Source organism: Gordonia sp. L191, from assembly GCF_030077625.1.
Taxonomy (GTDB): Bacteria; Actinomycetota; Actinomycetes; order Mycobacteriales; family Mycobacteriaceae; genus Gordonia; species Gordonia polyisoprenivorans_A.
Genome location: NZ_CP125996.1, coordinates 4289509 through 4303578, shown reverse-complemented (window position 1 = coordinate 4303578; position 14070 = coordinate 4289509). Strand labels below are relative to the sequence as shown.

11 protein-coding genes are annotated in these 14070 nt (G+C 66.7%); 7 read left to right on the top strand and 4 right to left on the bottom strand.

Features of this window, described 5'->3' with window-relative positions:
- Window positions 1-47 precede the first annotated feature (47 nt).
- The 3 genes from QNM97_RS19440 to QNM97_RS19430 form a co-directional block, all read right to left on the bottom strand.
- The gene (locus tag QNM97_RS19440; RefSeq protein ID WP_283819912.1) at window positions 48-1718 is read right to left on the bottom strand and encodes a class I adenylate-forming enzyme family protein; all 1671 of its coding nucleotides are present in this window, start codon (window positions 1716-1718) and stop codon (window positions 48-50) included.
- Entirely contained in the window at window positions 1715-2680 is a 966-nt protein-coding gene (locus QNM97_RS19435) for a cyclase family protein (protein WP_283819911.1), read from the bottom strand. Before QNM97_RS19435 ends, QNM97_RS19440 begins: the two co-directional genes overlap by 4 nt.
- A 149-nt stretch (window positions 2681-2829) precedes the next feature.
- Window positions 2830-3666, bottom strand: coding sequence for a TetR-type transcription factor C-terminal domain-containing protein (locus QNM97_RS19430; protein WP_502874938.1), 837 nt, complete (start codon window positions 3664-3666; stop codon window positions 2830-2832).
- Between the two features lie 91 nt (window positions 3667-3757).
- Here QNM97_RS19430 and QNM97_RS19425 point away from each other — a divergent pair, with 91 nt between their 5' ends.
- On the top strand, window positions 3758-5512 hold the full coding sequence (locus QNM97_RS19425) for an AMP-binding protein (protein ID WP_283819910.1): 1755 nt from the start codon (window positions 3758-3760) through the stop codon (window positions 5510-5512).
- An 89-nt stretch (window positions 5513-5601) separates the two neighbouring features.
- Window positions 5602-6159 carry a hypothetical protein gene (locus tag QNM97_RS19420; protein ID WP_283819909.1) on the top strand — a complete coding sequence of 186 codons (558 nt, stop codon included), beginning with the start codon at window positions 5602-5604 and terminating at the stop codon, window positions 6157-6159.
- Between the two features lie 159 nt (window positions 6160-6318).
- Here the strand turns inward: QNM97_RS19420 and QNM97_RS19415 are convergent, their stop codons facing one another.
- Window positions 6319-7701, bottom strand: coding sequence for an aminotransferase-like domain-containing protein (locus QNM97_RS19415; RefSeq protein ID WP_283819908.1), 1383 nt, complete (start codon window positions 7699-7701; stop codon window positions 6319-6321).
- Window positions 7702-7893: 192 nt separating this feature from the next.
- On the opposite strand from QNM97_RS19415, the gene QNM97_RS19410 reads away from it, so the two are divergent.
- The 5 genes from QNM97_RS19410 to QNM97_RS19390 are packed head-to-tail and all read left to right on the top strand — an operon-like array spanning window position 7894 to window position 14049.
- Window positions 7894-8742 (top strand): nitrilase-related carbon-nitrogen hydrolase, encoded by an 849-nt coding sequence (locus QNM97_RS19410; protein WP_283819907.1) that lies wholly within the window; start codon window positions 7894-7896, stop codon window positions 8740-8742.
- Window positions 8743-8768: 26 nt separating this feature from the next.
- Window positions 8769-10190, top strand: a complete 1422-nt coding sequence (hydA, locus tag QNM97_RS19405) for a dihydropyrimidinase (protein ID WP_014358887.1) — start codon at window positions 8769-8771, stop codon at window positions 10188-10190.
- 7 nt (window positions 10191-10197) lie between these two features.
- Window positions 10198-11223: a TIGR03842 family LLM class F420-dependent oxidoreductase gene (locus tag QNM97_RS19400; RefSeq protein WP_283819906.1), complete on the top strand. Its 1026-nt coding sequence runs from the start codon at window positions 10198-10200 to the stop codon at window positions 11221-11223.
- Window position 11224: 1 nt separating this feature from the next.
- Window positions 11225-12556 carry an aspartate aminotransferase family protein gene (locus QNM97_RS19395; RefSeq protein WP_283819905.1) on the top strand — a complete coding sequence of 444 codons (1332 nt, stop codon included), beginning with the start codon at window positions 11225-11227 and terminating at the stop codon, window positions 12554-12556.
- Window positions 12553-14049 (top strand): CoA-acylating methylmalonate-semialdehyde dehydrogenase, encoded by a 1497-nt coding sequence (locus tag QNM97_RS19390; protein ID WP_283819904.1) that lies wholly within the window; start codon window positions 12553-12555, stop codon window positions 14047-14049. Before QNM97_RS19395 ends, QNM97_RS19390 begins: the two co-directional genes overlap by 4 nt.
- Window positions 14050-14070: the final 21 nt, after the last annotated feature.

The following is a 14070-nucleotide window of genomic DNA, read 5'->3' as shown; positions in this document are numbered from 1 at the left end:
CACGGCGCTGGAGAGCGCTGTCGGCGGTGAGGAGGGCGCTGTGGGCGTCAGCCCTGTTCGCGCAATTCCCGCCGCAGGATCTTGCCGGTGACGGTCTTGGGGAGATCCCCGACGACCACCTCCACCGAGCGCGGGTACTTGTAGGCGGCCATCTGCTCCTTGCAGAAGGCGATCAGTTCATCGGGATCGACGGACTGTCCCTCCCGAAGGGACACATAGGCTTTCACGGTTTCGCCACGATAGTCGTCGGGCACGCCGACCACCGCTGCCTCACGCACCGCCGGATGGGTGTAGAGCACGTCTTCGACCTCACGTGGCCACACCTTGTAGCCCGAGGCGTTGATCATGTCCTTCTTGCGGTCGACGAGATAGAACCAGCCGTCGGCATCCATGAAGCCGACGTCACCGGTGTGCAGGGCGCCGCCGGGGATCGATTTCTCGGTGGCCTCCGGCTTGTTCCAGTAGCCGGCCACCACCTGTGGGCCCGACGTCACGAACTCGCCGACCTCGCCGACAGCGACGTCGTTGCCCGCCTCGTCGACGACGCGCACCACCGTGTTGAACACCGGCACACCCACCGACAACGCTCCCGACGCGGGATCGACCGGCGCCCGAACACCCAGCGGCACACCGTGAGACGGGGAATTGGTCTCGGTGAGTCCGTAGATGTTGTGGATGTAGGCCCCGAAGACCTGCTCGAGCCGATCACCCATCGCCGGGGCGATGGGCGCGCCACCGGAGTACAGGATGCGCAGACTCTCGAAGTCGTCGGCGCCGGCACCCGGCGCCGACGCGAGAGCGTTGAACGCGGTGATCGCGGCGACCGTGAACACCGGACGGTGTTCACGGATGGCGTCGAGCATGACCGACGGCTCGAAGCGATGTGCCAGGATCAGCGGTGAGCGGGCGATCATCGCGAACATGACGTGACCGACCAGTCCGGTGATGTGGAACAGCGGCGCGATACCAAGGATTCCTTCGCCGGGTTTCAGTCCGGTCCAGTCCCGATAGGTTTGCGCGTTGAACGCCAGATTGCCATGAGTGTTCATGGCGCCCTTGGGATTACCTGTGGTTCCCGAGGTGTAGGCGAGGACGGCCAGATCATCGGGCCCGGGAGAGACATCCGGGAGGTCGCCACCGACGAAGTCGTCGATGATGGTCACCAGATCGAGAGTCCCCTCGGGCCGGGTGCGCTCGAGCTCGGCGAACAACCGGGGATCGCTGCGCGTCTGGAAGTCCAACGCGGAGCACGTGATCACGGTGTGCACCGACGTCGACCCCGACTCGATGACCCCCTTGGCGACACCGGTGTAGAGGTCGTCGAGGGTGAGCAATGCCACGGCGCCGGAATCGGTGAGCAGATAGGTGAGCTCGCGGGCCTTGTTCATCGGGTTGATCGCCACGGCGGCGCCACCGGCCCGCCACGCGGCGAGGAGTCCGATCACGAACGCCGGATTGTTCTGGACGTACAGACCGAGGCGGTCACCATCGCCGAAACCATGCTCGCGCAACGTGACTGCGACGGCACGTGAGGCGCGATCGACCTCGGCGAAGGTCAACGACTGATCGAAGTAGATCAGGAAGACGTCGTCGGGATTCTCGGCGACGGCGGCGTCGAACAACGCCAGGCCCGACACGTACTCCGTCGTGATGTCACCGGCGGTGCCCGGCGGGTACAGAGACGACCAGGGTCGCGCGGCGTAGAGTCCCTCGCTCACTTGATCACCACCGGGTTGACCGGCGAGCCGGTGGCGTTGTGGATCTTCAACGGTGCTGCGACATAGAAGAACTCGTACACTCCGTCGTCGGCACAGTCGGCGGCCAGCTTCTCCAAGTCACAGATCTCGGTGAAGGCGATGCCGAGGTTGCGCATCAACGCGTTGTGCAGCACCAGGGCGACCCCGTTGTTGGGGTCGGTGGTGATTTCGTTGGCGATGGTGTCGGTCACCAGGTTGGGGATCTCCTTGGCGTGGAACCACTCCACGAGTTCGGGTGAGTACACCAGGCCCGGCTCGCAGAAGTCGTCGTAGAACTTGTCGCCCTGCTGGAAGAACAGTTCGAGATGGTTGGTCCTGATGATCAGGATGTCGCGCGGCTTGATCTCGATTCCCTGTGCCTGGGCACACTTTTCGAGATCGGTGTGATCGTAGGTCTCGCGCGGGCCGAGGTGGTCGACGCCGCGGTGGCGCGCCATGTCGAGCAGCACGGCCCGGCCGGCGACGCCACGCTCGGCGATCGGCTCGACGCTGGCCTTGTCGAGGCCGCCGATGGTGGTCCGGGCGTCGAAGCCGTTCCAGATCTTGCCGCCGTACCAGACGTGTCCCAACGCGTCGTACTGTGTGGAGCCCTGCAGGAAGGCGTTGATCTTGTCGTCGGCGTAGTGCAGGCCGCCGGGGAACGCGGGGCCGTCGCCACCGTCGTCCCAGTGCGACTCGTCGAGGATCATCTCGCGGGTGGCGGGGCTGCGGCCCGGCCAGACCGGATCGCCCTTCGGGTCGCCGATCAGGCGTTGCAGGGTGAACAGCGCGCCCTTCTTGATGAGCGACGCGCCGGCGATCACCTGTTCGGCGGTCAGGTAGTTGAGGCTGCCGACCTCGTCGTCGGGGCCCCACTTGCCCCAGTTGGTCGGCGCGTTGTCGAGGAGTTCGGTGAGCTGGGGGGCTTCGGGAGCGGTGGTCATCGTTGATCCTCCAGTGATGAGCGAATGTTCTGAACTGTCCGAGCGATCGTTCAGGCCAGGTTCAGTGAGATGAGCATCACAGATGCCCCCGGGGTGCGTCAACCCCCTCGGCGCAGCGGTGTTCGGGTGACGAAGTGGGCCGGGCGAGTTCAGTTCTGCTGAACTCGGTGGCCCATCATCGCCAGGGCGAGTTCGGCGTATTCGGCGGCGACCTCGGCCGGTGATTGCGGGCCGCCGGATGAGTACCAGTAGGGCAGTGCCATGCACATCGTGGCGATGGCCCGGCCGGTGTTGTGCGGGTTGGGGGTGGTGAACTCGCCGGCCGCCACGGCGTCCGCGGCAACGACGTCGAGGTGCTGTTGGACACGGCGTCGCGAGTCGGCGACGCGGGTTCGGTCGGGCTCCTCGAGGCTGCGCATCTCGGTGGCGGCGATGAAGGCGAGGTCGCGCCGGTGCGTGTGGCACAGGGCGAGCGCCTCCACCATGAGCGCGAAAGATGGCACCGGATGCGGATTTTCATTGGCAGCTGCCGACATCCGCCAATGCACCTCGGTCATCATGACGTCGAAGAGCGCGACGAGTAGCTGCTGCTTGCTTCGATAGTGGTGATAGATCCCGGCGACGCTGATCCCCGCCGCGCCGGCGACCACGCGCATGGTGGCACCGTGATAGCCGGTCTCGGTGAACACCTCCACCGCGGCGGCCAGGACGGGGTCGAGGTCGAGGTCGGCGAAGTGTCGCCAGTCGTCATCCCCGCGAGCCGGGGTCGGACGGACGAAGGTGTCGCCGGCCAGCAATGTGCCGGCGGTCACCCCGAGCACCGCGGCGACGGCGTTGAGTCGTTCGACGGTGACGGCGACCTTGTTGTTCTCGATCGCGCTCATCGTGCCGACACTGACCTCGAGGCGCCCCGCGAGATCACGCAGGGTCATCCCCGCGTTCTCCCGCGCTCGTCGCACCGCGGCACCCACCGCAGGTTCAGTCACGCTGAACAATGTACGGGCCGAGTCGTGCTCGTGTCGCGATTCGCGCGTTCACCACTGCTGCACGGGTTGCGGCCGTACACTCACGCACGCGATGCGCACACCAGACGACCCCGATCCCCGACGACCGACGAGCGGCCCGGGCCCCGGCGACTACGACCGGCGCCCGTGGCTGATCCACTACGCGCCGGATCTGGGTGCACACCTGACACCGGGCGCTGCGAATGCATTGCAAATGTTCGAGGCGACCGTCGCCGACCGGCCCGATGACAACGCGCTGGACTACCTCGGACAAACGATGACGTGGCGGGAGGTCGACGAGGCTGCCGACGCGGTGGCCGGTCTGCTGGTCGCGCGCGGCTTCGCACCCGGCGATCGACTCGCCATGCTCCTCCAGAACGACCCCGCGTTCGTCATCTGTCTCGTCGCGGCGTGGCGGGCCGGCGGGATCGCCGCGCTCATCAGCCCGATGGTCACCGCCGACGAACTCCGGCAACGACTCCGCGACCACACGCCGACAGCCCTGGTCGCACTCGACGACCTCTACCTCGACGTCGTCTCACCACTGCTCGCCGACGGAACCAGCAGTGTGCGCGTCGTGATCACCACGTCACCGGTGGACGGACCGAGCGGTCCGGTCGACGAGCCGAGGCTCTTCGACGGTGCCACCCGTCGCACCGTCGCCGATGCCGTCGACCTGCACACCCTGATCGCGAATGGGCATGCGCGACAGGTCTTTGCGCCCCGACCGATCGGCCCGCGGGACATCGCGGTGGTGATGGCCACCTCCGGGACCACCGGGCCGCCGAAGGGTGCGTGCCTGACCCACGCCAACGTCGTGTTCAGCGCGCACGTCTACCGACGATGGTGCGCACTCGGGGCCGAGCCGATCCTCGCCGCCTCCCCGCTGTTCCATGTCACCGGCCTGATCGGCGCCGGGGCGCTGTCGATGCTGACCGGGTCCCCGCTGGTGCTCACCCACCGGTTCCGGGCCGACGTCGTCCTCGACGCGATCCGCCGTACCCGGCCCCGGTTCATGGTTGCGGTGATCACCGCCTACATCGCACTCGCCGACGAACCATCGTTGCTGCCAGGGGATCTCGACTCCCTGGAACTTCGGTTGTCCGGTGGGGCGCCGATCGATCCGGCGATCGCCTCGCGCCTACAGGATCGTCTCGGAGGCTACATCCACAACGTCTACGGACTGACCGAGACGTCGTCGCCGTCGCACATGGTGCCCATCGGCGCGCAGGCGCCCTTCGACTCCGAGACCGGGGTGCTCTCGGTCGGGGTGCCGGTCTTCGACACCGTCGTGCGCGTCGTCGGTGATGACGGAGCAGATCTACCGCCCGGCCAGATCGGCGAGCTGGTGGTCTCCGGCCCGCAGGTGATCGGCGGCTACTGGCGCAACCCTCGTGCCGACGCCGAGGCCTTCGTCGGTGGCGAATTGCGCACCGGGGACATCGGTTTCATGGATACCGACGGCTGGTTCTACGTCATCGACCGCAAGAGCGAGATCATCAACGCCTCCGGTTTCAAGGTCTGGCCCAACGAGGTCGAACGGGTCCTGCGCACTCATCCCGCGGTGGTCGACGCGGCGGTGGTCGGCATCCCCGACGACTACCGTGGCGAGTCGGTCAAAGCCTTCGTTGTTGTTGCCGAAATGGAAGCCTCCGAAAAGGATGTCGCCGAGGAGGATTCGGCGGAGATGGTCGCGCCGACCGAGCAGGAGCTCATCGACTACTGCCGAGATCATCTGGCGGCCTTCAAGTATCCGCGCGAGATCGAGCTGGTCGGCGAACTGCCACGCACCGCCACCGGGAAGTTGTTGCGGCGCAAGCTGCGGTGAGGTGTCCCTGTCGGATCAGTGATCCGGTGAGGACAGTTGGACCGCGGCCGATCTCGAGAGTTGTCGCAACCGGTCGATAAGATCCTTTCATGCTGACGGCGTGGGCTGATGAGAGCGGGTCGCGCCCGGACCTCGATCCGAACGCATATCTCCTCACCGCCGCGTTATGCGAGGAGGACGACGTGTCTGAGCTCCGCAAGACGATGGAAAGTATGCGGATTGGTGAGCCCAAGGTGCATTGGCACGGCAGTAGCGAGGAGCGCCGGGCGGAGTTAGTGGCAACGGTGGCTGAGCTGCCGGTGACCGCCCTCGTCGCCGTGCACGTCGAACAGGGCGCGACTGACCGTCGACATCGGCGAAAGTGTATGGAGTATCTACTGCCTCACTTGGCGAGCATGCCATGTGCGACGATCACGTTCGAATCTCGCGGCCATCTCGACTCGAGCGACTTGGCCACCACGCAGCTATTGCGCTCACGAAGAGTGGTGGAATCCACTCTGCGCATCGAGCATGCTGTGGGTCGGCTCGAGCCGGCATTGTGGATTGCCGATGTTGTGTGCGGCGCCGTAGTGCAAGCACGCATCGGTCGTCGGGACTATCTCGAGGCACTCCGTGGCGCTGTCGAACTGCACAACGTCATTGGCTGATGAACGACGCAAGCCGCAGGCCTCGTCATCCGGCGAGTAATCCTGCGGCTCACTTCCATACCCACCGCGATGGGTTGGCTGCACCGTCGAGATTACGTGTCCGGTAGTTCCGGCGCAACCGACGTCTGCCTCGCTGCCCGACCCCACCACCTGCGCCGATCACCGCAACGGGTAGAAATCCGCCTGGTTACCCGACGCCGCTGCAGCGAGGGTCGCCGCGACCCGCTCGACGTCGTCGCGCAGCGTGGCGATCGTGACGCGCACGTGGTCGCCGCCGCGCCGTGGCTCGACGACGAACGGATCACCCGGTGCGACCTGAATACCGTTGGCGGCCAGATGGATCAATGCGTTGCGTTCGTCGGAGACCGGCACCCACACGTTGAGGCCGTCCGTGCCACCCACGTCGATTCCCTTGTCCGCCAACGCCTCGACCAGTGCCGAGCGGCGGGACCGATACACCGCGCGGGCGTTGTCGACGGCGGCGACGGACGCCTCGTCGGTGAGCAGCTCGTAGAGCACCCGTTGCAGCAGTCGCGGGGTCCAGCCGGGGCCGAGCATACGGGTGGCGGCGACCCGATCGATCACCTCCCGCGGACCGGTCATCGCGGCGATCCGCAGGTCGGGGCCGTGCGACTTGGAGAAGCTGCGCACGTGGACCACCTGATCGGGCAGCCACCGGCCCAGGCTGATGTCGGGGGCGGCCACGGCGGCGCCGCTGTGGTCGTCCTCGATGACGACGCACCGCGTCCCCCGGACGGCACGCGCGAGATCGCGGGCGCGGGCCGCGGTCATGCTGACACCGGTCGGGTTGTGGGCACGCGGCTGCAGGAGCGCCACCGTGGGGGCCTGGGCCATCGCGCGGGCGAACGCATCCGGATCGGGCCCGTGGCGGTCGATCGGCACCGGGATGTGCTGCAGGCCAAGGGTGTCGAGGAGATCGAGGAACTGCGGAAACGTCGGGTCCTCGACGATGACGCGGTCACCGAAGCGGGTGACCGCCTGCAGCGAGCGGGTCACCGCGTCGAGGGCGCCGTCGACGACGGTCAGTGCCTGCGCCTTGGACGGCCAACGGGTGCGCAGCAGGTCGCCGAGCTCGGGAACCACGGGATGATCGTGATAGCTGGTCGTCGCGGCCCGCTCGGCCACATTCGACAGTGCGGCTTTCAGTTCGGGGAGCAGCTCGGGGTCCGGTGATCCCTTCGACAGATCGAGCCCGATGCTGCCGTGGGTGCGGGCCATCGTCGCGGTGCGCGACACCCGGGGCACCTCCGGTGAAACGGCGCCGTCGGCGACGAATGTGCCGCTGCGTCCGCGCGAGACCACCAGGCCCGAGCGGGACAACGCCTTCCACCCGTAACTGACGGTCGCGGGGGAGACCCCGAGCTGGGCGGACAGGTCGCGCACCGTGGGCAGGCGATCACCCGGGACGAGTTCACCATTGCGGATCATCCGTCCGATGGCGCCGGCGATCCCCGCAGGCGTGGGGTCGTCGATCACGATGCGCTGCGGCGTCACCTCGGTGGCGGGGTCGTGCACGGTCATCGGATACCTCGGTGGATCGGTCGGGGCGGTCGGTCGGGATCGAGAAGTGTCTTGAGGAGATTCTGTCGTTTCGGCCCCGCGGTCGTAACACATACTCCATAGTGAGAAATATTCCGGAAATGTTTACTCGCCAGAGTGTCATTTATTCAATCACAAGTTGACGAGTCCCACCGACGACGGAGGAAACAAGCGATGACCGTGATCAGGGCGGCGATCACCCAGGCGGAATGGACCGGCGACGAGGAGTCGATGGTCGTCAAGCACGAGGGCCTGGCCCGCGAGGCCGCGGCTCAGGGCGCGAACATCGTCTGCTTCCAGGAGCTCTTCCACGGTCCGTACTTCGGGATCGTCGAAGACGCCAAGTACTACGAGTACGCGCAGTCCGTCCCGGGCCCGCTGACCGAACGCTTCGCCGCGATCGCGAAGGAACTCGGCATCGTCATCGTGCTGCCGGTGTACGAGGAGCAGATGGCGGGCCTCTACTACAACACCGCCGCGGTCATCGACGCCGACGGCAGCTACCTGGGCAAGTACCGCAAGAACCACATCCCCGACGTCGACCGGTTCTGGGAGAAGTTCTACTTCCGGCCCGGCAACCTCGGATACCCGGTCTTCGACACCGCGGTCGGCAAGGTCGGCGTCTACATCTGCTACGACCGGCACTTCCCCGAAGGCTGGCGGGAACTGGGCCTGAACGGCGCCGAGATCGTCTTCAACCCCTCGGCCACCAAACCCGGGCTCTCGAACCGCCTGTGGGAACTCGAGCAGCCCGCCGCCGCGGCCGCCAACCAGTACTTCGTCGCTGCCAACAACCGGATCGGCACCGAGAGCGGCGAATTCGGCGACAAGGCGGTCACCTTCTACGGCAGCTCCTACTTCGCCGACCCGCGCGGCAACTACGTCGGCGAGGTCGCCTCCACCGACACCGAGGAGATCGTGATCCGCGACCTCGATCTCGACCTGGTGCGTACGGTCCGCAACGACTGGCAGTTCTACCGCGATCGCCGCCCCGACAGCTACGACGCCATCCCCGCCCGCTGACCGCGCCTTCTCGTGAGAGGATCTCCATGGCAACCACATTCATCCACGGCGGCACCGTCGTCTCGGCCACCGGCAAGGGCGCAGCCGACGTCCTGGTCGACGGCGAGCGCATCGTCGCCCTGCTCGAACCCGGCTCGACGGTGCTGGGCGCCGATCTGGCCACCACCGCCGACACCGTCATCGACGCCACCGGCAAGTACGTCATCCCGGGCGGCATCGACGCGCACACCCACATGTCGATGCCGTTCGGCGGCACCCAGGCCAGCGACACCTTCGAGACCGGCACGCGGGCCGCGGCGTGGGGTGGTACCACCACCATCATCGACTTCGCCGTCCAGAAGTTCGGTGAACGACTGCAGGATTCGCTGGCCACCTGGCACTCGATGGCCGACGGTGAATGCGCGATCGACTACTCGTTCCACCAGATTGTGGGCGACGTCAACGCCGATTCGCTGGCCGCCATGGCCGGCCTGCAGGACGAGGGCATCACCAGTTTCAAACTGTTCATGGCCTATCCGGGCGTCTTCTACAGCGACGACGCGCAGATCGTGCGCGCCATGCAGGTCTCGGCCGAGACCGGGTTGCTGACCATGATGCACGCCGAGAACGGTCCGGCGATCGACGTCCTCGCCGAACAACTCGTCGCCGCCGGCAAGACCGATCCGTACTATCACGGTATCGCCCGCGCCTGGCAGCTGGAGGAGGAGGCCACCCACCGGGCGATCATGCTCGGAAACCTCACCGGCGCACCGCTCTACATCGTGCACGTCTCGGCCAAGCAAGCCGTCGGCCAACTCGCCGCCGCCCGCGACGCCGGCCAGAACGTCTACGGTGAGACCTGCCCGCAGTATCTGTATCTCTCGCTCGAGGATCAGCTCGGCGCACCGGGTTTCGAGGGCGCCAAGTGGGTGTGCTCGACGCCGCTGCGATCCAAGCACGATCACCACCAGGACGAGGTGTGGCAAGCCCTGCGCACCAACGATCTGCAACTGGTGTCGACCGACCACTGCCCGTTCTGCATGAAGGGCCAAAAAGACATGGGCATCGGGGATTTCACCAAGATCCCCAACGGCATCGGCTCGGTCGAACACCGGATGGACCTGCTCTACCAAGGGGTGGTCGACGGCAAGATCAGCCTCGAACGCTGGGTGGAGATCACCGCGACCACCCCGGCCCGGATGTTCGGCCTCTACGGACGCAAGGGTGTCATCGCACCGGGCGCCGACGCCGACATCGTGATCTACGACCCCGCCGGGCACACGTCGATCGGCATGGGCAAGACCCACCACATGAACATGGACTACTCCGCGTGGGAGGGATACGAGATCGACGGCGCCGTCGACACCGTCCTGTCCCGCGGTTCGGTGGTCGTCGCAGACCGTGACTACGTCGGCACCAAGGGCCACGGGAAGTTCGTCCGCCGTGAACTCAGCCAGTACCTCATCTAGGAGCATCATGGATTTCGGAGTTGTCCTGCAATGCCATCCGCCGTCGGCGCGCACCATCGCGCTCACCCGCCTCGCGGAATCGCATGGCTTCAGCCATGTCTGGACGTTCGACTCGCACGTGCTGTGGCAGGAGCCCTACGTGCTGTTCGCCCAGATGCTCGCCGAGACCCGGCGCGTCACGGTGGGGCCGATGGTCACCAATCCCGCGACGCGCGATTGGACGGTCACCGCATCGCTGTATGCCACGCTCAACGAGATGTACGGCAATCGCACGATCTGCGGTATCGGGCGCGGTGATTCGGCGGTCCGGGTCACCGGCGGCAAGCCGACCACCCTGCGTGATCTGCGCGAGTCGGTGAACGTCATCCGCGAACTCGGCAATTCCCGTGAGGTCGAGATCAACGGTTCCACGGTCAGATTCCCGTGGAGCTCCGGTTCGTCATTGCCGGTCTGGGTGGCCGCCTACGGCCCGAAGGCGTTGGCGCTGACCGGTGAGATCGCCGACGGATTCATTCTGCAACTCGCCGATCTCGACATCGCGTCCTGGATGATCGACACCGTCCGCTCCGCGGCCTCGGATGCCGGCCGCGACCCCTACGACGTGAAATTCTGTGTGGCAGCGCCGATGTACGTCGGCGACGACCTCGATCACCAGCGTGATCAGTCCCGGTGGTTCGGCGGCATGGTCGGCAATCACGTTGCCGACATCGTCGAGCGCTACGGCACCGACGGCTCGATCCCGGCCGCCCTCACCGACTACATCAAGACCCGCGAGGGATACGACTACAACCAGCACGGCCAGGTCGGGAACACCCACGCCGACTTCGTCTCCGACGAGATCGTCGACCGCTTCTGTGTGCTGGGTACCGTCGAGGACCACCTCACCAAACTCGAGGCGCTCGGCAAACTCGGTGTCGACCAGTTCGCCGGCTACCTCCAGCACGACAACAAGGAGGAGACGATGCGCATGTACGGCGAGCACATCATCCCGACCCTCATCCGCGGCGGCGTCGCCGTGCGAAAGGAGCAGTGAGATGAGCACTCTCGAGAGCTCGGTGCACGAGCGCGCCTATCAGCTCGACCGCCAGTACGTCTTCCATTCGTGGTCGGCGCAGGCCGATCTGAACCCGATGGTCATCACCGGCGGCAGCGGTTGCCGGGTGTGGGACGACGCCGGGCGCAGCTATCTGGACTTCTCCAGCCAGATGGTCAACACCAACATCGGGCATCAGCATCCGCGTGTGGTGGCGGCGATCGCCGAGCAGGCGCAGACGTTGTGCACCATCGCCCCGGCGACGGCCAACCTCGCCCGCGGCGAGGCCGCCAAACGGATCGTCGAGCGTGCCCCCGACGGGCTGAACAAGGTCTTCTTCACCAACGGCGGCGCCGACGCGGTGGAGAACGCGATCCGCATGGCCCGCCTGCACACCGGCCGTGACAAGGTGCTCAGCACCTACCGCTCCTATCACGGCAACACCGGTGCCGCCGTCGTCGCGACCGGTGACTGGCGGCGCGTGCCCAACGAATTCGCGCGCGGCCACGTCCATTTCCACGGTCCCTACCTCTACCGTTCGGAGTTCTGGGCGAGCACACCGGAACAGGAATGCGAGCGGGCACTGGCACATCTGGAGCGGACCATCGTCGCCGAGGGGCCCGCGAGCATCGCGGCGATCCTGCTCGAATCGGTACCCGGGACCGCGGGGATCATGGTGCCCCCGCCCGGCTACCTCGCCGGCGTGCGCGCACTGGCCGACAAGTACGGCATCGTCTACATCGCCGATGAGGTGATGGCCGGATTCGGCCGCACCGGAACGTGGTTCGCCTTCGAACCGCACGACGTGACGCCCGACCTCATCGCCTTCGCCAAGGGCGTCAACTCCGGATATGTGCCGATCGGCGGGGTCATCATCTCCGACGCCATCGCCGAGACCTTCGCCCACCGGGTCTTCCCGGGCGGACTGACCTACAGCGGGCACCCGCTGGCGGCGGCGTCGGTCGTCGCCGCCCTCGACGCCATGTCCGAGGAGGGCATCGTCGAGAACGCCGCACGTGTCGGCGCCGAGGTCATCGGACCCGAACTCGAGGCGCTGGCAGCGCAATTGCCGATCATCGGCGAGGTCCGTGGCGTCGGCGTGTTCTGGGCGATCGAACTCGTCACCGACCGCGCCACCCGGGAACCGCTGCCCGCGGCGCAGGTGGCCGGACTGAAGTCCGAACTCGCCGCGCGCGGGCTGCTCGCATTCACCGCCGAGAACCGCATCCACGTGGTCCCGCCGTGCATCGTCTCCGACGACGAGGTCCGCGAGGCCATGGCCATCTATCGAGAAGTACTGTCCAGCAAGACGATCGAAGGAGTGACGAAGTGACCACCACGGTGCTCGACCATTACGTCGGGGGCAAGGCATGGGCGGGGGATTCCGAGCGCACCTCTCCGGTCTACGACCCGGCGCTCGGTGAGGTCAGCAAGCAGGTGCGCTTGGCCAGTGCCGCCGACGTCTCGCAGGCCGTCGCCACCGCCGTCGGCGCCTTCGACGGGTGGGCCAACGCCTCCATCGCGGCCCGCCAGGCGGTCATGCTCCGCTTCCGCGAACTGCTCGCCGCGCGGCGCGACGAGCTCGCCGAGATCCTGACCGCCGAGCACGGCAAGGTGCTCTCCGACGCGGCCGGCGAGATCGCGCGCGGACTCGAGGTCGTCGAGCTGGCCCTGAGCATGCCGCAGCTGTCCAAAGGTGAGTTCTCCCAGAATGTCTCGACCGGCGTCGACGTGTACTCGGTGCGTGAACCGGTGGGCGTGGTCGGGATCATCAGCCCGTTCAACTTCCCGGCGATGGTGCCGCTGTGGTTCTTCCCGCTGGCCATCGCGGCCGGCAACACCGTGATCCTCAAGCCCAGCGAGAAGGACCCGTCCGCGGCGAACTGGCTGGCGGAGCTGATGACCGAGGCCGGACTGCCGCCGGGCGTGCTGAACGTCGTCCACGGCGACAAGGAGGCCGTCGACGCCCTACTGACCCACCCGGACGTCCCGGCGATCTCCTTCGTCGGGTCCACGCCGATCGCGCGGTACGTCTACGCCACCGGCACCGCACACGACAAGCGGGTGCAGGCGCTCGGTGGCGCGAAGAACCACATGCTGGTGCTGCCCGACGCCGACCTCGACCTGGCCGCCGACGCCGCGGTCAACGCCGGATTCGGCAGTGCCGGTGAGCGATGCATGGCAGTGTCGGTGCTGCTGGCGGTCGACTCGATCGCCGACGAGCTGATCGAGCGGATCGCCTCCCGGATGGCCGGGCTGCGCACCGGCGACGGCCGCAAGGGCTGCGACATGGGTCCGTTGATCACCGCGGCGCACCGCGACAAGGTGTCGGGCTACATCGACATCGCCGAGGCCGACGGTGCCCGCATCGTCGTCGACGGTCGCGACGGCGAGTTCGACGGCGGCGCAGACGGATTCTGGCTGGGCCCGACGCTGCTCGACGGGGTGCCGCTCGACTCGGCTGCCTACACCGACGAGATCTTCGGACCGGTGCTCTCGGTGGTCCGGGTGTCCGGCTTCGCCGAAGGCGTCGAGATCATCAATGCTTCTCCCTACGGAAACGGCACGGCGATCTTCACCAACGACGGCGGGGCCTCCCGACGATTCCAGCGGGAGGTCACCGTCGGGATGATCGGGATCAACGTGCCGATCCCGGTTCCGGTGGCCTACCACAGTTTCGGGGGTTGGAAGGCGTCGCTGTTCGGCGACGCGAAGGCGTACGGCAGTGCCGGTTACGCCTTCTTCACACGGGAGAAGGCGGTCACATCGAGGTGGCTGGATCCGTCACACGGCGGCATCAACCTGGGTTTCCCCCAGCATGATTGACCCACTTCACTTTTCGGAGAA

Excerpts from the sequence above, each read along its gene's own strand:
- QNM97_RS19435 (WP_283819911.1), bottom strand. The coding sequence starts at position 2,680 with ATGACCACCGCTCCCGAAGCCCCCCAGCTCACCGAACTCCTCGACAAC.
- QNM97_RS19425 (WP_283819910.1), top strand. The coding sequence starts at position 3,758 with ATGCGCACACCAGACGACCCCGATCCCCGACGACCGACGAGCGGCCCG.
- QNM97_RS19420 (WP_283819909.1), top strand. The coding sequence starts at position 5,602 with ATGCTGACGGCGTGGGCTGATGAGAGCGGGTCGCGCCCGGACCTCGAT.
- QNM97_RS19415 (WP_283819908.1), bottom strand. The coding sequence starts at position 7,701 with ATGACCGTGCACGACCCCGCCACCGAGGTGACGCCGCAGCGCATCGTG.
- QNM97_RS19410 (WP_283819907.1), top strand. The coding sequence starts at position 7,894 with ATGACCGTGATCAGGGCGGCGATCACCCAGGCGGAATGGACCGGCGAC.
- hydA (WP_014358887.1), top strand. The coding sequence starts at position 8,769 with ATGGCAACCACATTCATCCACGGCGGCACCGTCGTCTCGGCCACCGGC.
- QNM97_RS19400 (WP_283819906.1), top strand. The coding sequence starts at position 10,198 with ATGGATTTCGGAGTTGTCCTGCAATGCCATCCGCCGTCGGCGCGCACC.
- QNM97_RS19395 (WP_283819905.1), top strand. The coding sequence starts at position 11,225 with ATGAGCACTCTCGAGAGCTCGGTGCACGAGCGCGCCTATCAGCTCGAC.